Raw genomic sequence first — 18,776 nt, 5'->3', positions numbered from 1 at the left:
AGATATATGAGGCAACTAAAGATTATCAAGCAAGTAACCAATCGGGAATCAAAATCATTGGACAAATACTTGCAAGATATCAGTAAAATTGATTTGATCAATGCGTCTGAGGAAGTAGAACTCGCACAAAGGATCCGTGCTGGGGACCAAGTAGCCCTAGAAAAATTAACTACTGCCAACCTACGCTTTGTAGTCTCCGTGGCCAAACAATATCAGAACCAAGGCCTGAAACTACCCGATTTGATCAACGAAGGAAACCTTGGCCTTGTAAAAGCGGCTAAGCGTTTTGATGAAACCCGTGGTTTCAAATTTATATCATATGCCGTTTGGTGGATTCGCCAATCTATTCTTCAAGCCCTTGCCGAACAATCACGTGTGGTACGACTGCCTTTGAACAAAATTGGATCTATCAATAAAATCAAAAAAACCTTTTCTTACTTGGAGCAGGCCCATGAGCGGCCACCCTCTGCCGAAGAAATAGCCAAAGAGCTAGAAATGACGGTCAGTGAGGTAAAGCAATCGATGAAAAACTCAGGGAGACACGTTTCTATGGATGCGCCCCTTAGGGAAGGTGAAGACTCAAACCTTTACGACGTACTTCGTAGCGGAGAGTCCCCTAGACCGGATAAGATATTAATGCAACAATCCCTTAATACAGAGATTAACCGTGCTTTAGAGACCTTGTCTCCAAGGGAAGCCGATGTGGTTAAATTGTATTACGGTATTGGCGATCAGCAATCTATGACTTTAGCTGAAATAGGGCAGACTTTTGACCTTACTAGGGAAAGAGTCCGTCAAATTCGTGAGAAGGCCATTAGAAAATTACGTCATAATTCAAGAAGTAAACTCTTAAAGACCTATTTGGGATAGACCCGAAACAGATATAAATTAAAAAAGCCCTGGCGTGTTAACGCCAGGGCTTTTTTGTACAACTAATAATTTACTTATAGACTAAGAATAATTTAGTTTGTTGATTTGTTCGCTATTCAAGATTTCATTTAAGTTTTCAATGAAACTCATGTAAGCTGCGTTGTCTGGGTTTTGATTTGCCATAGTTGTAGGTTTTAAAGGTTGCAAGGATTGGGGTTAGATTACATGTAATCTAATTCTACCAATTCATTTAAGCTCAAAATTTCGTTAAGGTCTTGAAGGAATGATAGGTACTCTTCTCCGTAGGTATCGTAAAGCATTTTTCTATAGGTTAAGTTACTATTTTGATTCGGTGTCTTAATTACTATGATGTAAACATATTCATAAACTCATGTGATTACAACAAAATGTGGTGTAACGAAAGAAAAATGTTGTAAAAGTTGTTAATCATGTAAAGATCTTCCTTTATCGGTATAAAAAATGGCATGTCATGTATCGATAAAGTATTACTCTTTATCTGTTATCTATTAAAAACCAGTGTTTTATAATTTAAGGATGCCGGTGTGTACGGCTAACCCAAGCATTTCTGGACTATTGTGGCGATTCGTTCTGCTTATTTGCAAAGCTGCTTTTGGTAAAGCTATCCAGTCAAAACTGTTGAGATAAACTTTTTTTGTTTAGTGAAAACTTTGGAGGTCTATGAGGGGTGTACGGGAAAAGAATGTGAATCGAAATTCTTTAAAACCTCACTTCGTAGGTAAGGCCTGCGGAAATTCCATAAAAGAACTTACCGGAATCAAATATCAATTCTTGCCGGGTTGCCCCAATGTTTGCGGTGTAGATGTTAGGACTCTTTTTTCCCGTAAACTGATATTCCAAACTTAATCGCTGCGATTCCACATACAAAAGGGTTTCGGCCAAAAGCTCACCCCCTGAAGTCAATTGCTGAAGTTCTGGCGAATAGCCCATGCCGACGTTCAGTCCGATATAGTTTACGGCATCCTTAAGATACTTTCGCACCAGCAGATTTCCCGAGTAGCTGGTCAGGTTGTCGGACCCAGGTGTGATGTAAGACCGTAAGGAAAAATAATAGTTGCCCGTGTAGTAGCCTAATGAATTGGTGATTATGGAAACCTTGGTGGTCTCAAAATCGATATATCTCCCGCCGGCAGAGAATTCGAAAGCTGCGGGCAGGTTTACATATAGGTCGCCTCCTACCCTGTGTTTTGGATAGATCGGGGCATTGGAGTACCCGTAGTTCAAATAGGCATAGAATCGTTTTGAAATTTTAGGGTAAAAGTCCGCTTCGTACTGAACCCCATATGTTCCCAGGCGATTGCTGTAATTTATTCTAGGTATGATACTGCCCAAAGGGGTCTGTCTTTTATAGGAAAGACTTGAATAGTACATGGGGTCGTATCGTTGATCGTAAACGACGGCAAGATTTCGCAATGAAATACTATTGTTCAAGGCCGGTTCGCCCTCGGGAGATTTGGTGTCAAGCGTATCAAGGACTTCCTTTTGGGGTGTAGTGATGCTATCACTTTTGTAAGATTCCATTTCCCCGTATTCGGTACGGGCCAGTCCTTCTTCGGCAATGGTCTTTAATCGCATTACTTCGGCGTCGTCTTTTAAGAAAATCAAGGCTTTGTTCGCCAAGCCCACTGCCGTAGCGTGGTTTTTTGCGTAGAGTTCATTTTTTATGGCAGCCATCCAAACATCCCTATCCTTCCTTTCCGAAGAGGTAATGATATTGAATTCTTCCCTTGCCCTATCGTATTCGCCGCTCCAACTGTACGTACTGGCCAATAAGGAGCGGGCGCTGTGGTCCTTACTGTCTGGTTTGACCAATTCGGACAATATGGCATTGGCCGATTTAAAATCGCCTTCAAAAGCCAAATTACGGGCCTCTGCCAAACGCACATTATCCATTTCCGCAGCACCCTTTTCCTGGGGTCGTACGGAAAGGGCCGTGAAAACGCACAGCACAAATAGATATGTGGTTTTAAGCTTCATTCTAATTCAAACGTATTTACAAGGGTCTAGGTATCAGACCTGTTCTTTTTTTTTAAGGATGCGGCAATTCCCTTCTTTTGCGCTTGCCGGCGCGCCCGTTCTATTTTATCCTTTATCTCATGGGCACTTGAGCTATTCCGTTCTACTTGGTCAATAAGCTCCATGGCTTCTTTTGGGCGTTCGGACCAGAAATACACATCGAAGAGGGCCGAATATGAATCAATGTAATTCGGGTTCATTTTAATACAGTCTTTCAATATTTCAATGGACTTGTCGTAGTTTCCCATCCAAACATTGACCCTGCCCGTTAAAATCTTGGTGTCGATGTGGCTCGGGGCTTCCGAAAGGATGTAGCGACTGAGCAAAAGCGATTTTTCATATTCCCGCTCAAAGGCCAATTCCCGTGCTATCATATAGACCTTGTCAAAATTCTGTCCGTTGTATACGCTGTTGATCCATATGATTTCCGAATCGGTGAACTTTTCCTTTTTCACCGAAAAAATGGCAAGGCTATCGGGAATGATCTTGTCCTTATTGGTTACATAGGCGTTCATTGATTTAAAGGCCTTTAACTTGGCCTCACTCTTAGATCCACCAAAAGCCGAGCTTAGATCCATGTTTTCGTCCAGTTCATAAACCGAACCATCGGAGTATAGCTTTTCGCCATCAACAAATTCTTTCAATTCGTTTTTGTTGCGCATCAAGGGAATGTGTTTTTTTGACCTGAATTCTTCCGACATATCTAAGGCATCGCCCATCCATGCCACTTTTTTGGGCATTTTAAGCTCGTAATTCGCCTCAAGAAGGGCTAATAAGGTCGGGGTAACGTCAAAATGTGAATTGACGGCACTAATTTTTTTGGTTTGCTTCAAAAGGGGACTGAACATGATCAAGGGCACATGGAAACGGCTCAGGTTATTGCGTTGGGGTATCGGAATCAGTCTGTGGTCTCCCGTAATGATGAAAATGGTGTTATCGTAGTTCGGTTGTTGCCTATACGCTTCAAGGACATATTTTAAGGCATCATCGGCGTAAAGCAAGGTCGCGAAGACATTGTCGTTCTTTTCGATCACCTTTTTTGTCTTTCGATCATAATCCCTCTTAGAGAGGAGTTGGGCCACTTTGGCCTCGTAGAAATCCTTTTTGGGAGGAATAAAGGGTTCGTGGGTACTAATAGTCATATACACCTCCATACGAGGCTGTTCGGCTTCACGGGGCAGACTCATACTCTTTTTGAAAAGTTCCTTGTCAGGATAGCCCCAAGAGGCCCCTGCCGCATCTTCGGCCTGCATTTGATAGTTCTTTCCGAACCCTGACTTATCGAGTACAAAATCTACGTTTTCACTGCTCAAAAATCGGTCAACATTGTCAAAAGAGCTATTGGTTCCTTGGTAAAAAGAAGTATGGTAGCCATTGTTTTTTAGAATACTGAACAAGGTGAGTTTGTTCGGGTACTTTTCAAGTTCCATAAATCCGCTTTTGCCAAAGGGAAGCGACCCTAAAAGCGAGGGTAAAACCCCAAAGGTACGTCCGGTATTGCTCAAGCAATTTTCCCAATACAGGGATTTGGTGGTCAACGAATCTAAAAAAGGGGTAAAACCTCCATACTCGGCCCCTTCCCCTACAAAATCCCTACCAAGTCCCTCGACCATAATAAATACAATGTTGGGTTTACTGTCCTTAAGTTGAAAATATTCGCCCAAAACATTGGGTATGGGCTTCGATTTGATCAAGGGGTACTCAACGTCGGAGTTATAGGAAGTATCTTCCGTAGAAGAGTCATAAAGATTGAGTGCCAGATATTGGGTTTTGTTATGGTCTATAGGTTTTCCCTCAATAAACAGTGTAGCAATGAACATGCTAATTAAAATAATGGTAAACGGGTACATTTTATTAATGTGGTGGTAATGCTTGGAGCTCACCTTGTACAAACCGAAGAACATACCTACAATGCCTATAAAGCCCAAGGGCAGTACCCATGATATACCACCCGAATTGGCTATGGTCGTTTGAATGTCCTCAAAACTATAGCCTAAGAGGTCGGAACCCAAAGGCACCAAGGCGGTACAAAAATAGCTGATCAGCATGGCTTCGATCATCAATAGTAGGAGTAGCACCACAAAGACCAGGTTGAAACCATAACGCGGACGCAAGTTTTCCCAAAAATTAAATGGAAAGGCCAATAGCACCCCTACCAGGGAGGAATAGCCCATTTGATGAACAAGGGCTATAAAGAAACTGGTGCCGAAAATTACATCTACAACCCCCTTGAAATACAAGGTGGCATATTGATAAACGGTAAGCACCAACAGACTACCGAAGAAAGAAATGATCAATCTCGTGTAATGTTTTAAGGTGTATCGGTCTATCGTACTCGTATTCATCTTTTAGATCAAGCGGCTTTGGCAAAGCCTTTGCGAACCTGGGAACCCCAGCCCGATTTAATTTTAAACAGTTTTTTGTAATTTCCGCGTACGGCCGACCATACCACGATCGGGTGGAACAGTATCGGTTCGATAAGGGCACATAACATAAGCGTTAGAATGTCCTTCGTTTTCTTGTACTCATTGTAACTAAAGACGTCCCAAAGAATGGCATAGAACGAAAACATGACGGAGAAGAGATAAACCATTGCCGTTATGGCGATAAAAAACTCCCAGTTTAAAATACCTAGATATATAAAGGTTATAATGGTAAAAAAGCCAAAAAACTCCATAAGGGGAGCTAGCCATTCATAGAAAAACCAGTAGGGATAACTTAAGAGTCCCAATCGCCCGTATTTGGAATTAAAGAACATATCCTTATGCTTAAACAAGGTCTCGAGGTTGCCCCTCGCCCATCGGTCCCTTTGGTTGACGAGTATCTTGAGGTCTTCCGGAACTTCCGTCCAACACAAGGGGTCGGGAATGTATTCTATGGTATAAGGCTCTTTACGGTCGTGCATATACCTACGCATCTTAAAGACGATTTCCATGTCCTCTCCCACCGTTCCCGTATCATATCCGCCCACGGCCAAGGCTATTTCCCGGTCAAAAAAACCAAAGGCCCCTGAAATGATCAAAAGGCTATCGATACTTCCCCAGGCCATCCTTCCTAAAATAAAGGAGCGGGTATATTCCAATAGTTGAAAGCGAGCCAACCAATTTGTCGGTAGGCGTATTTCTTCAAGTTGCCCCCCTTCTATGACACAGGAATTGGCAACACGTATTACGCCCCCGACCGCAATGACCCGTTTTTCGGAACGTTGGTAAAATGATTTTACCACATGTAGCAAGGCATCGGGCAGCAAAAGACAATCGACGTCAATGCAACCGACATAACGATTGGTTGAAAGTGCCATACCTGTATTCAGGGCATCGGATTTCCCTCCGTTTTCCTTGTCTATGACCGTGAGTTTGGAAAATGCCCTGTGGGGGGATTTGTAGATGCCGCGAATCGGCTTATTTTTCCAGTTGGGGTCGATTTTTTGATCGACCTTGACCAAGTCGTAGGCATCGATCATCTTTTGAAGCGTATCGTCTTTACTACCGTCGTTGACGACCATGACCTCGTAGTTGACATAGCGAAGCGACATGAGTGAACGAATGTTCTCTACAATGGTAAGTCCTTCGTTATAGGCCGGGGCTATAATGGTTATACTCGGGGCTAAAGGCGAGGCCATAACTTTTGATAGGCTGCCAAAACTGTTTTTCTTTCGGTAGTGGATGGAGTTTCTGGTGGACAGATACCCCATAATGGTGAATAAGGTGAATAGGGTGACCGTAAACATTAAGAAAACGATGTTTATATAGTCTAGAATAATATGGAATAAAGCACTATCCATGCAATTTCCCTATAATTTTTTTAGGAAACTCTATAATGGAATCGAAGAAAGAGCCCTCGCCCGAAACGACTTCGCTCTCGTTTACTTCTATGTTGAGTGTTTTTTCGTCGTATTTCTTGTCAAGCACCTCGGTATCGGCAAGTTCAAATTCAAAATCGAGAAGCTTAGGGGTTTCGGTTGCTATTGGTGGCGTATGCGACCTAGGCTTGGCTTTTGTAGTTGCCGTTGGGGCAATCGGTTCCAATGACGAAAGGTCGATTGGCAGTTCTTCTACCGGTTTCGGTGCTGCCGGTTTTTCGAACTCGCTCTTTTTTGAAACTTTTTCGATCAGAAGTTTTAAGGCGTGTTGGGCCTTTTTACGGATTTTAGGGTCGGGATCTTCCAATAAACCATCGAGAAAATCGATTTCCTTTTCATCACCGACCGACACTATTTCCCCTAAAAGCACCAGTTTTGATTCTTGGTCTATATTCTTGAACAGGTCGGCAAATATGCTAAAGCTAGGAAGTTGAACCGCACGATCTTCTTCCTTTGCTTTCGTCCGGTTTAAATTCTTGGTATAGGAAAATTGGTCGATCAAACCCCGAATACGATGCTTGATGAACGATTCGCTTTCCTCTGCCAAGAGCTCGCGTAAAAGGGGTACTTCCCTATGGTCGCCCATTTCTTCCAAATCATCAAGGAGGCCCATCATATACGCTTCATGGGCATCGTAATAAACAGGTTCGGGAATTAAATCGGTAAAGGGTTTTTCATCCTTTTTCGGGGAAACGACCTCGTAGTCCACTTCCATTTCCCGAAGTTCGTTAAGGGTCAATAGCCAGGTCATGACATCTTCGCTTTCCGTAGCTATGGGGTCGGGCTCTGCTTCCGGAAAAGTCTGCTTCGGAGTTTCGTTTAAAAAGGGTGTCAAGTTTTCGGGGTGTTCAAAATTGACTTCAAAATCGGAAAGCGTATAACCTTCCAAACTTTCAATTTTTTGAGCGCCTTCATCGGCCTGTGCGGCAATGTCGTCGGCTGCTTCCGATTCGTTATCGGTAACAATGGGCAAAAATCCGAATTCGTTTATTTCCTTTTTCAAGGCATTGTTTTCCGCGTCAGGCGTAATCTCCGTAGTATCTCCCTCAACCACCAAAGGAAGGAAGTCGATTTGGGAAATATCGAATTGGGGCGTTTCCGTTTCCGACGGTTCTTCTTGTGGCTTGTTAAAGGCTACTTCTTCAAATTGAACTTCCATATGGTGAAGTTTCTCCTTGGTTTTTTTTGAGTCGGACATGCTTGTATTTTTAATAGGTGGATTAATGTCGGTTGTAGGGGGCACGACTATGGGTAAAAAATCATAATCGAGCGATTCTTCTTCGTCGTCGATTTCGGTGGATGCCTCTTTTTTCTCGGGATAAGGGAGGGTAAGCGCGTCGATTACCTCAATGCTTAAAATTGTTTGGTCTTCTTCTCCCCCGTTCAATGAAACCTTAGGGAAGCGTGTGGGTATAGGTTCCTCCATTTGGATGTTTTCTGGTGCATCAACACCTTCTTCTGCGATTTCGCTTGCTTGCGCCGGCATCGTTGGCGAAATCCCTTCCACTTGATTCTCAATAGGTGATACCCCGTCTTTTGCATCGTCTTGAAAAGGTATCTCATCAACTTCCATAGTTTGGGGGATTTCTTCTACGGAAAGCGTCGGTGTTACTTCTGTGACCGGCTCTTTGTAACTTTCTGTCTTTTCGATGTCCTTCGTAGGCATTACCGATTCGGGTGAAATGGTGTTAATGGCGGTCAGGGCCTTGCTGGAAACGGAGAAATTGGACTCTTTTTGTTCCACCATCCTTAAAAAATCGATATCGTCGGTGCTACCCAGCTCGGCAATGGTACCTAAGATCGCGATCTTGGTATCCGTGGCACATTTTTTAAAAACCGATTTTAAGACGGGAATGGCCTCTACTACATAAAATTCTTTGATGCAGGCAATGGCCTCTTCCTGTATTTGTTGGTTTTTGTGCTTGACCAGCTCTATGAGTGAGGCATTGGCATCGTTCTGATTGTAATATTTAATTAGCCTAAGGGTAAAGAGTACTACGTGTTTGTTCTTAGAAGTCAACCACACTCTAAACTTAGGGGGGACAAAACCTTCTTGGTTCCGTATGACATCTAAGAGTTTGAGTTGTTGCCATTCCGATATTTTATAGCGGGTAGTATCGAGAAAATAGTTGATGCCTTCAGGTTTTAGGGTTACCGTGGCAATTTCCGCTTGCTTTCTTATGGTGCTGTTCTTATGGTTGATAAACTTGGTAATAAAACCATAGGCCGATTCTACCTGCATTTGGGTAAGTTCAAGAATGCCTTTTGAGATAACTTCCCAACGCCAGCTCTGAAGTTTTTCAAAGGCATCCTTTTCGAGTTCCAGGTTTTGGTAGAGTTCAAAAAGTCGCGTTTGGGTATCTCCGGAAACATCTTTTCTTAAGTCAAGCAAGATTTCGACCAAAACCTTTCGGTTGAAAGGTGTTTTGAGCAATTCGCGGATTTCTAGTTTAGAGGAGATATAGCTCGATTTTTCGGTAACATCGTCACTATCGTCGTAGAACAAGAACTCGCTTATCATGGCCGAGAGTTCCCTTTTTCGTTGTTTGGTGATGGAAGCGGTGGCCGATATTTTATTCCTTACGACAAATACCGAGATAAAGTATACTACTGCCAGGCCAACGAACACCATAGATAGGTTCCACAACACCTCCGTATCGATTTTTGGGGCTGTTATGTTGGCAAGGTGATAGTATGTAATTTTTTTTAACAAATTAGATTTTGTTCAGTTCGCGGGCTACTCGAACTAAGAGCTCTGAAGGACTCACAGGTTTTGATATAAAATCGTTGGCCCCCAACTCGAATGCGTTCAGAACATTTTCTTCGTTGCCCGCAGAAGAGATTATGATAATCGGTACTTGTGATTTCAATTCATGGCGTACAAAACTGATCAGTTCCATACCCGAGAAATAAGGCATCATAATGTCACTTACGATAATGTCTGGCGTATTTCCCAACAAATACTCCTTGACCATTTTTCCATTGGTCTTATGGTTAACTTCATAGCCGCCTTTCTTAAGGCGAAAATTCAACAGCGAGGCCAATAGTTCGTCGTCTTCGGCCAGCAATAGTCTTTTTTTATCCATGGCGGGCCTTAATGGTTGGTCAGTTCCGAATAGGCTCTATCTAAGGCATCTTTGACCTTTGGAAATTCGTCGTTGAAACAGTTGCATAAAAATTCAAGATGTTTGGGGTCTTTATCAAGTTTACAGCCCTTCTGTATTTGAACGACGATGTTGTGCAGGCTTTGGGTACGCATCATGGCCAGGCCGGCCTTGACCTTATGTGCGGCCAAATCTAATTTTTCAAAATCATTGCTTTTTAAATGGATTTTGGCGGCCCCCATAAATTCAAGGGCGTTGGAAGTAAACAGGGTAATCAACTCTTGTAACAAATCCATTTCCCCCATACACTCTTTAAGAATGAGCGATAGGTCGATTTCAGGCTCGGTCTTGGTTGCTTCCGAGGTTCCATTTAGGATCAATACATCTTTTTTGTCCATAGTCGTTTCAATTTTCAGCTCTTTTAAAACATCACCGTACGATTTGTAATGCTCAATAATGGCGTCATAAGTGTCTATATCTATTTCAGGATAGGCCTTTTCAAAGGTTTTGGTCCGTTGGCCCACCGGATTGTCTTGACAATTTGAGTCGGCATCGATGAAGTTCTCCTTAGACTTAAAGATGATTTCCAAAAGGTTCTTTTTAAAGTTCTGGAAAGATGATTTTAGATGGAAAGCCTCGTCGGGAGTCAATTTTTCAACTGAAAAATCATTAAGAAGCGACTCTAAATCCGTCAATTGGAAAAGTAGGTTTTTCGTTTTCAATTTTGGTTATTTAGGTTAGTAAGTGTGGGACTGATTTATATTCTTCTTTACATCAATTCTTTAGGGTTACAATTTCTATTTTATACTATCTATAGTAAAATTCCTTATTTGATACAGTGCACACAACTAAATGTTCCCTATAGTGCGATAAATGTTGTCAAAGTGCTTAAATTGTAGGTTTAAAACATATTTTATGAAGCATTTCGTCTATTTATTTAGCCTTCTAACGTTTACAGCCTGTAAAGAAAACAAACCGAAAGTGGAAGAAAACATAGAACAAAAAGCCAAAAGGATACATGAAAAGATAATTACGATAGATACGCATAACGATATCAATATCAATAACTTCAGTGATAGTATAAACTATACCCAACGACTAGATACCCAAATAAACCTGCCCAAGATGGACGAAGGAGGGTTAGATGTTACTTGGCTTATCGTTTACACAGGGCAAGACACGCTGAGTGATGAAGGCTTTGCCAAGGCCGAAGGGAATGCCATGTCAAAATTCGAGGCCATTCATCGACTTTGTGAGGAAATCGCCCCCGATCAAATTGAACTGGCCTTAAATTCGGATGACGTAAGACGAATCTATCAAGCCAAAAAGAAGGTGGCCATGATAGGCGTTGAGAATGCCTACCCAATGGGCGAAGATCTTTCCAACTTTAAAAAATACTTCGACCTTGGGGCGCGCTATATTTCATTATCGCATAATGGACATAGCCAATTCAGCGATTCCAATACGGGGGAAAAGGATAATGTGTGGCTTCATAATGGTTTAAGTGAACTGGGTCAAGAAGCTGTAAAAGAAATGAATAGACTTGGAATAATGATTGATGTGTCCCATCCTTCCAAGGAAGCCATGAAGCAGATGGTCGCCCTTTCAAAAGCGCCGATCATAGCTTCCCATTCTTCGGCAAGGGCCTTGTGCGATCATAGTAGAAACCTTGATGACGAGCAGCTCAAGTTGATGAAAGAAAACGGAGGGGTGGTACAAACGGTTGCCTTCAGTTCTTATTTGAACACCAAAAAAGACGAAGCCTATAATGCCTATATTAAAACAATTTTAGAGAAGGTGGCCGATTCCATGGGACTGGAATGGTATTCACGGGATCAATTCCCTTCTTTGACAGATGAACAGAAAGAGGCTTTTATGGAAAACTATCCCAAAGTCAAAAAAATCGGGATTTCCATGGTAGAGAAAATTCCGGGTGCCCCGAAAATGGTAGATGTTTCCGATTTTGTAGACCACATAGACTACATGGTCGATCTAATAGGAATCGACCATGTAGGTATCAGTTCCGACTTTGACGGCGGAGGGGGTATCAAAGGGTGGTCCGATGCTTCGGAAACCTTCAATGTTACGCTTGAACTCGTGAAACGCGGCTATACCGAGGAAGAGATTGCAAAACTATGGGGAGAGAACCTCTTACGTGTGCTTGACGAAGTTCAGGCCGTATCCGCCGAACTACAGAAAACTTAGTCTTCCGATGCCAAACGGTCCCTAACGTATTCCACCTTTGTCTTCCCATGTGGGGCAGGTTTTCCGTCGGGGCCAAGGTTGACCATGATGATATTGTCAACGGTTACAATGGTTTCGCGAGTCATTTTATTGCGCACTTCACAATTTAACGTCAATGAAGTTTTTCCGAATTTTACGACTTCGATGCCTATTTCAATGATATCGCCCTTAACGGCAGTGCTCATAAAATTGATTTCCGACATATATTTGGTAACCACTTTTTTGTTCTCTAACTGAATAATGCTGTAAAGGGCAGCCTCTTCATCGATCCAAGCCAATACACGTCCCCCGAAAAGCGTTTCGTTGGCGTTTAAATCCCCAGGTTTTACCCACTTTCTACTGTGAAATCTCATGACATTAATTGTTTAAATATGTTGAATTTTTGTGTAAAATTAGAAAAGTATAAACTGTTAAAATAGTTTACCGTACGAATCTTCGAGCGATTTGGGGATATGGAGGTCTGTACCCCATTTTTTGTTCAATTTGTCAATAAATGAGGCTGATAATAAAGGGGATTCCACTTCCATATTTTGGTGAACGAAAAAATGGATGTTTTGTAGCCCTTGGCTTTTCCATTGGTCCAATCGTGCGATCCAATCGTTTAGCCGTTCGTAATCCGTAGGGTGGTTGGCCCCCACATACCGCACGAAGGCCTCATTGTTGGTCAAACGCATATGTAACATATCACGCCTGCCCGCAGTATCTACCAGAATATTGGCCATGTTGTTCTCTTCCAAGAGGTGGTAGAGTTCTTGGCTCACCTTTTCGTCGTTGAACCAGTCGGTATGCCTAAACTCTATGGCCAAAGGAAACTCCTTGGGCCAGTATTCAACAAAGCGCACTACCCTGTCCCAATTCTTAGGCCCGAAATTATCGTGCATCTGTAAAAATATGGTGCCTAATTTTTCCTTTAGATTGGCCGTAACCTCCAAATAGCGGTCTACTATAGGAAATGCGGCATCGTTCAATCGTCGCAAGTGACTGATGTCCCTTGAAATTTTAGGAAAAAACCTAAAATCTTCAGGGGTCTTGTCATACCATTTTTGATATTGTTCCGCGGGAAATATCCTGTAGAAGGTAGCATTGAGTTCTATACTGTTGAACTGTGAACTATAGTAAGCCAACTCGTCTTTCGTCCCCCTAGGATAAAAGTTCTTTAGATCTTGTCGGTTCCATTTGGCGCATCCTACCGAAATGTTCAAGCGGTCCGTACCCTTGGTTCCGTTCAAGACAGCGGCGGTGTCAGGGTGGTCTTTAGGCAGGGTGAAATCGATGATTTCAGGATGGTCTACTTTTCCAAATTTCATTTTAAAAATGATTTAAAAAGCAATGTTATACTACAGGAAAAAAATAAGCTTGGTCGAATCGGTCAAACCAAGGTCGGGTACGGTTCAGGACCAAACAAAAAAGCGGCTATCGAAGTAGCCGCTTTTGTACATATAGAAAAATTACTTCAAGGCCTTCTTTTTGATATAACCGGCAATGTTCTTGGCCAGCTTGGCATAGCATTCCGAAATTCGGTAGCCACTGTTGTAATCGTTACCCATGGCGCCGTATCCTTGAACATCCTTGTACGTTCCTTCCAACAAAATATTGCTAGGATTTGCGGTTTCATATACCGTTATGGTCGCATCGATTTCTGCATTTTTCCGAACTACGCCCACGTTGTAACCGGCATAGATCTTAGTGGAGTGGATTTTCATGGTGTAATCGGCAGCATCTTTGGATGCAACTACCTCCCCATCTTCAAAACGCTTGTTGAAAGACTCAATGAACTTCGGTTCATAGCGCTCTTCGCGATCGGCAAACCACGATTTTTTAAACTCCTCTCCCTTACCGGCCTCTTTTTCTTCCCGTTTAGCCATTTTATCGGCCAAGAAATCCTCTTCCGAATCATATTTCGGGATTTGGACATCACTGTAGTCGAATTCCAAGGTATAGGCCGAAATGTCCTTTAGGTTCTTGATGTCCCCCTTGTTTATTTTCATCTTTTGGGCATAGGTAGTTGCGGTAACTACCAATAATGCCAATACTAAATGTTTGCGCATCTCAATACTCGTTATTATGGTTAATGTTAATATTTCTTACAAGATACAAAGGTTTCAAAGATGTGCAAATTTTGTGGGAGCTTACCGATAATTATTAAAGTCCTTTGGTCTATAAAACTCCATGTCAAATCTTTTAATATGGCGCAACACCTGAGAGGTTATTTTAAGTAAGGTGTATTATAAAATAAATAACAACGGACTAATTATAAGTTGTTTAATAGATTTACATAAAGTGATACATTAATTTTTAACATAGACCGTTTTCTTGTTTAAAAATTCTTTAATACCATGGGAAGACAGTTCTCTTCCGTATCCGGAAATCTTCACTCCGCCAAAGGGCAGCCTAGGGTCGCTTTTAACCAATTCGTTTACAAACACGGCTCCTTCATTAAACTTGCCGATCAGTTCTTTTACACGATTTTTATCCTTCGTAAAAATACTCACTCCGAGTCCGAATTCGGATCGATTGGAAAGTTCAACGGCTTCTGCATCAGATTGAAATGTAGTAATCCCTATAACAGGACCAAAGGTTTCCTCTTTAAAAACGGGCATATCGGCCGTGACCTCAGATAAAAGGGTCGGCTCAAAATAGGTTCCTTTTCTGTGGCCTCCTAAAATAATCTTGGCTCCCATTTCAACAGAACCCTTCACTTGTTGTTCAAGTTCTTGGGCCAAATCTTCACGGGCCATCACACCAATATAGGTTTGCTTGTCCATTGGGTCACCCGATTTGAGTTCTTTTACCTTATCGATAAACTTTTGGGTAAAGCTATCCACTATGGATTCGTGCACGAGAAGGCGTTTACCGGCAATACAACTTTGGCCCGTATTTTGAAATCTGGCATTTATGCATGTCGCTACACTTTGATCTAGATCGGCATCGTCAAAAATGATCAAGCCATTGCTTCCGCCCAGTTCCAAGACGGTCTTTTTTATATTGGCCCCGGCTATGGAGGCTACGGAAGCCCCGGCAGGCTTACTTCCCGTTAAGGTCACCGCCTGTACGATATCGTTCTCTATCACCGATTTGATTTGGTCACTATCCAATATCAAATTTTGAAAACATCCTTCGGGAAAACCGGCCTTCCCAAAGACCTCTTGGATCATTTCGGCCGATTGCATGACGTTAGAGGCATGTTTGAGCACACCTACGTTACCGGCCATAAGATTGGGCGCGGCAAATCGGAATACTTGCCAAAAAGGGTAGTTCCACGGCATTATGGCCAATATCACACCCAAAGGTTGGTATTTTACATAGCTGCTGGCCGCATCCGTTTCTATGATTTCATCCCTTAGTTGATGTTCTGCGTTCTCGGCGTAATATTCACATACCCAAGCGCATTTTTCTACTTCGGCAATGGATTGTGAAATCGGTTTTCCCATTTCTAGGGTAATCACCTCGGCGTATCGTTCTTTGTTCTGCCGCAATTGTTCCGCCGCTTTGTGCATTAGGCGCGATCGCTCTTCGAAGGAGGTCTCTTTCCATTCGAGGTAACATTGATGTGATACTTTAAGTTTTGATTCTAAATCGTTTTTAGTTAACTCATTAAACTCGTACAATTTCTTCCCGTTATAAGGGTTTATAGACTGTTTCATCTTCTTTGTTTTTTCCGGTAACCTTTATCCATATCATTGTTCAGGATACAAAATAACGCATAAACGGGCTGTTCATAACCTCGTTAAAAACTAATTTTGTCTTAAAAAGACCAGAGTGGCTTAATGTATATCTTTATAAAAAGCTACATCATGAGCGATCGATCCGATAGTCTATCCAGCATCCGTATTGAAATTTCATCCGCCAGAGTTACCGAGGGTATGAGCGAAAACGAGAGATTTCAAAACCTGACCCTAAGACCCATTATCAAGTTTCAGAATGACCTTTTTGTTGCGGTCTTTAAAAACTACATCAAAAAGCACAAAAACGCGTTTTACGACCTTTCCCTTGAAAGACGTTTTGACTACATTGAGAATGCGATCCAAAAAGATATTAAATTCCGGAATTCGTTAAAGGGCATGATCATAGGTCATTTTACCCTTAACGAGTACGAGATTTATACCCAAAACTCATCCGCATTGAACAAACGTATGATGAACATGGTCGTTGCTCGGCTGAAAGACCATATACAACTGTTCGAAGCCCCCGTTTTAGTCCAATAAGGACTCACCGTTCAAGTTGGTCGTAAGTACATCGCTCATATAGTCGAAAAAAGGACGTATGGCCTTATAGGCCACATCTATCTCATGGGCGAAGTTCGGCGACAAGACTTGCTTGTCGGTAAATTTTCTAACAAAAACGTATTGCTTTTTCTTAATGAGGTCGATATCGATATGGGCCTTATCAAAACCTTTGGGAGCCGTTTTTACTTCATCGCCCCCTAACTCGCCCCATATCTTTTTAAAACCTGGCTCGGCCATAATCTCGCGCATTTCCGAAGCATCTTGTTCAAATTCCTTTCTGATACGCAGTAGGTCTTCCTTGTTCGGTGCCCAAAATCCCGTAGCCACAAAAGACTCCCCGGGTTTTACGTGTAAGTAATAACCGCCACGGCGTTGAGGCCCTAAACGGGAAAAAGAACCTGCAAAATGGGTCTTATAGGGGGCTTTGTCCTTAGAAAAGCGAACGTCCCTGTAGATTCTGAACATCTTTACCTTTTCTATTTCATCATGAAGCCTAAGCTTGTTGCCTACCTCTTCGTAGAAAACCTTAACTCGGGCTTCATGGTTTTTGAACTCTTTTTTATTTTCGCTAAACCATTCGCGATTATTGTTCTTTTCGAGCCGGCTTAAAAAAATGAGCGTCTCTTTCGTAATTATGGGATCTAACATACGACCTAAATGTTGTTATTTTAGATAAAGTTAACCATTTAACGAAATCGGCTTTTAGATTTATGAGTAATTTAGCCCTTTCAGCAATTGTATATGAAACATACTTCGATCATTGACAAAATCAACAGGCATAAAAAACAGCCTAACCTACGTTATAAACTTAAAGAAAAGGTTGAAGAGTTTACCAACCTTCTTTTCTATACCCTTTTTGATATCGATACTCCGGTAGAGAATAACCTTGATAAACTCGAGATTCTTTTTGATGAAGTAGTCGACCTTGCATGCTGGGACTCCAATAAACCTTGCAAAAAGATTTGGGAAAATTATGTAGAAAAACTCCCTAGTATACTGCAGCACCTTAATCTCGATGCAGAGGCTACAGTAAATTGCGACCCGGCCTCATTGTCGGTTGAAGAGGTCTATATGGCCTACCCAGGCTTTTATGCCATTGCTATTTATCGCTTGGCCCATGAACTCTATAGTGAAGGGTTTCCTTTGGTACCGCGCCTTATGACGGAATACGCACATCGGCAGACCGGGGTGGATATTAATCCAGGTGCCCAAATCGGAAACTCCTTTCATATTGATCATGGTACGGGTGTGGTCATCGGGGAAACCGCCATTATTAAAGACCACGTAAAAATATACCAAGGGGTGACTTTGGGCGGCTTGTATGTTGCCAAACATTTACAGAGTACCAAACGGCACCCTACCATTGAAAACAACGTTACCATATATGCGAACGCCACGATTCTAGGTGGTGAAACCGTAATCGGGGAAAACTCCATTATTGGAGGTAATGCCTGGTTGACCGCATCGGTACCACCCAATTCAACTGTTTTCCATACCCCAGAAATTAAAATAAAAACACTTCCACATGTCTCATAGTATTTTAGACCTTATCGGTAATACGCCAATGGTTGAATCAAAGGTTTTGAACAAAAACCCGAACGTTAAGCTGTTCTTTAAACTGGAAGGAAATAATCCTGGTGGCAGCGTAAAGGATCGTGCTGCCCTTAATATGATCAAAAATGGACTCGAGCGGGGCGATTTCGGCAAAAACTCGAAGCTTATCGAAGCAACTAGTGGCAATACAGGTATTGCCCTGGCCATGATTGCCGGTATTTTCGGATTGGACATTGAACTTGTCATGTCGGAGAAAAGCACTATAGAACGGGTGAAGACCATGCGGGCCTACGGTGCCAAAGTAACCTTGACCCCTGCCGAAGTCGGTATAGAGGGTGCCCGTGATTATGCCGAGGCAAAAGTAAAGAATGAAGGCTATGTGATGATCGACCAGTTTGCCAATAATGACAATTGGAAAGCACATTACCAGAGTACGGGGCCTGAAATTTGGAAAGATACCCAAGGAAAAATAACACATTTTGTATCGGCCATGGGAACGACCGGTACCATTATGGGAACCTCTACTTATTTAAAGGAACAAAGCGAATCGGTTTCCATCGTAGGGGTACAACCTACCGATAACTCTAGTATACCCGGTATTCGTAAATGGCCTCAAGAGTACTTGCCAAAAATTTTCAATTCAAAAAAAATAGACCAGACCATAGAGGTAAGTGAAGACGATGCTCGGGAAATGGCCCGAAGGTTGGCCAAGGAAGAAGGTATATTGGCCGGTATGAGCAGCGGTGGAGCGGCGGCTGCGGCTTTGCGTTTGGCCGAAACCCTTGAAAGTGGGGTTATTGTTTCCATTGTCTGTGATCGGGGCGACCGCTACCTTTCTTCAGACTTGTTCGAATAGGGCTT

At 42.4% G+C, this 18,776-nt stretch carries 16 protein-coding genes; 5 read left to right on the top strand and 11 right to left on the bottom strand.

Annotated elements, in window-relative coordinates:
• Window positions 1-6: 6 nt before the first annotated feature.
• A complete protein-coding gene (locus B4Q04_RS08650) occupies window positions 7-870 on the top strand; it encodes an RNA polymerase sigma factor RpoD/SigA (protein WP_013995481.1) in 864 nt (287 codons plus the stop codon).
• A gap of 738 nt (window positions 871-1,608) precedes the next feature.
• Here the strand turns inward: B4Q04_RS08650 and B4Q04_RS08645 are convergent.
• Genes B4Q04_RS08645 through B4Q04_RS08620 form a run of 6 tightly spaced genes read right to left on the bottom strand, consistent with a single transcriptional unit; the run spans window position 1,609 to window position 10,613 of the window.
• On the bottom strand, window positions 1,609-2,886 hold the full coding sequence (locus B4Q04_RS08645; RefSeq protein ID WP_236630990.1) for a YaiO family outer membrane beta-barrel protein: 1,278 nt from the start codon (window positions 2,884-2,886) through the stop codon (window positions 1,609-1,611).
• A 26-nt stretch (window positions 2,887-2,912) separates the two neighbouring features.
• Window positions 2,913-5,270, bottom strand: a complete 2,358-nt coding sequence (locus B4Q04_RS08640; RefSeq protein WP_013995478.1) for a sulfatase-like hydrolase/transferase — start codon at window positions 5,268-5,270, stop codon at window positions 2,913-2,915.
• An 8-nt stretch (window positions 5,271-5,278) separates the two neighbouring features.
• A complete protein-coding gene (locus B4Q04_RS08635; RefSeq protein ID WP_013995477.1) occupies window positions 5,279-6,709 on the bottom strand; it encodes a glycosyltransferase family 2 protein in 1,431 nt (476 codons plus the stop codon).
• Window positions 6,702-9,500: a HEAT repeat domain-containing protein gene (locus B4Q04_RS08630; RefSeq protein WP_088696565.1), complete on the bottom strand. Its 2,799-nt coding sequence runs from the start codon at window positions 9,498-9,500 to the stop codon at window positions 6,702-6,704. The genes B4Q04_RS08635 and B4Q04_RS08630 overlap by 8 nt, the downstream gene beginning before the upstream one ends.
• 1 nt (window position 9,501) lies before the next feature.
• Window positions 9,502-9,873 (bottom strand): PleD family two-component system response regulator, encoded by a 372-nt coding sequence (locus B4Q04_RS08625; RefSeq protein ID WP_088696564.1) that lies wholly within the window; start codon window positions 9,871-9,873, stop codon window positions 9,502-9,504.
• 8 nt (window positions 9,874-9,881) lie between these two features.
• Entirely contained in the window at window positions 9,882-10,613 is a 732-nt protein-coding gene (locus B4Q04_RS08620; protein ID WP_123772348.1) for an Hpt domain-containing protein, read from the bottom strand.
• A gap of 193 nt (window positions 10,614-10,806) precedes the next feature.
• Here B4Q04_RS08620 and B4Q04_RS08615 point away from each other — a divergent pair, with 193 nt between their 5' ends.
• Entirely contained in the window at window positions 10,807-12,096 is a 1,290-nt protein-coding gene (locus tag B4Q04_RS08615) for a dipeptidase (protein ID WP_088696562.1), read from the top strand.
• Here the strand turns inward: B4Q04_RS08615 and B4Q04_RS08610 are convergent.
• From B4Q04_RS08610 to B4Q04_RS08595, 4 genes are all read right to left on the bottom strand, one after another.
• The gene (locus B4Q04_RS08610; RefSeq protein WP_013995472.1) at window positions 12,093-12,488 is read right to left on the bottom strand and encodes an acyl-CoA thioesterase; all 396 of its coding nucleotides are present in this window, start codon (window positions 12,486-12,488) and stop codon (window positions 12,093-12,095) included. The genes B4Q04_RS08615 and B4Q04_RS08610 overlap by 4 nt on opposite strands.
• Before the next feature lie 57 nt (window positions 12,489-12,545).
• Entirely contained in the window at window positions 12,546-13,442 is an 897-nt protein-coding gene (locus B4Q04_RS08605; protein ID WP_088696561.1) for a DUF72 domain-containing protein, read from the bottom strand.
• Between the two features lie 141 nt (window positions 13,443-13,583).
• On the bottom strand, window positions 13,584-14,183 hold the full coding sequence (locus tag B4Q04_RS08600) for a hypothetical protein (protein ID WP_013995469.1): 600 nt from the start codon (window positions 14,181-14,183) through the stop codon (window positions 13,584-13,586).
• A gap of 240 nt (window positions 14,184-14,423) precedes the next feature.
• Complete coding sequence (locus B4Q04_RS08595; RefSeq protein ID WP_088696560.1) at window positions 14,424-15,779, bottom strand: NAD-dependent succinate-semialdehyde dehydrogenase; 1,356 nt, start codon at window positions 15,777-15,779, stop codon at window positions 14,424-14,426.
• 150 nt (window positions 15,780-15,929) lie between these two features.
• Here B4Q04_RS08595 and B4Q04_RS08590 point away from each other — a divergent pair, with 150 nt between their 5' ends.
• Window positions 15,930-16,340: a hypothetical protein gene (locus B4Q04_RS08590; protein ID WP_046288094.1), complete on the top strand. Its 411-nt coding sequence runs from the start codon at window positions 15,930-15,932 to the stop codon at window positions 16,338-16,340.
• Here B4Q04_RS08590 and B4Q04_RS08585 read toward each other — a convergent pair.
• Complete coding sequence (locus B4Q04_RS08585) at window positions 16,329-17,009, bottom strand: DUF2461 domain-containing protein (RefSeq protein WP_013995466.1); 681 nt, start codon at window positions 17,007-17,009, stop codon at window positions 16,329-16,331. The genes B4Q04_RS08590 and B4Q04_RS08585 overlap by 12 nt on opposite strands.
• A gap of 93 nt (window positions 17,010-17,102) precedes the next feature.
• Here B4Q04_RS08585 and epsC point away from each other — a divergent pair, with 93 nt between their 5' ends.
• Complete coding sequence (epsC, locus tag B4Q04_RS08580) at window positions 17,103-17,897, top strand: serine O-acetyltransferase EpsC (RefSeq protein WP_088696559.1); 795 nt, start codon at window positions 17,103-17,105, stop codon at window positions 17,895-17,897.
• Complete coding sequence (gene cysM, locus B4Q04_RS08575) at window positions 17,887-18,771, top strand: cysteine synthase CysM (RefSeq protein ID WP_013995464.1); 885 nt, start codon at window positions 17,887-17,889, stop codon at window positions 18,769-18,771. The genes epsC and cysM overlap by 11 nt, the downstream gene beginning before the upstream one ends.
• Window positions 18,772-18,776: the final 5 nt, after the last annotated feature.

This window comes from Zobellia sp. OII3, assembly GCF_002211465.1.
GTDB classification, from domain to species: Bacteria; Bacteroidota; Bacteroidia; order Flavobacteriales; family Flavobacteriaceae; genus Zobellia; species Zobellia galactanivorans.
The sequence above is the reverse complement of the archived record's forward strand: the minus strand, read 5'-3'. Positions and strand labels throughout refer to the sequence as shown.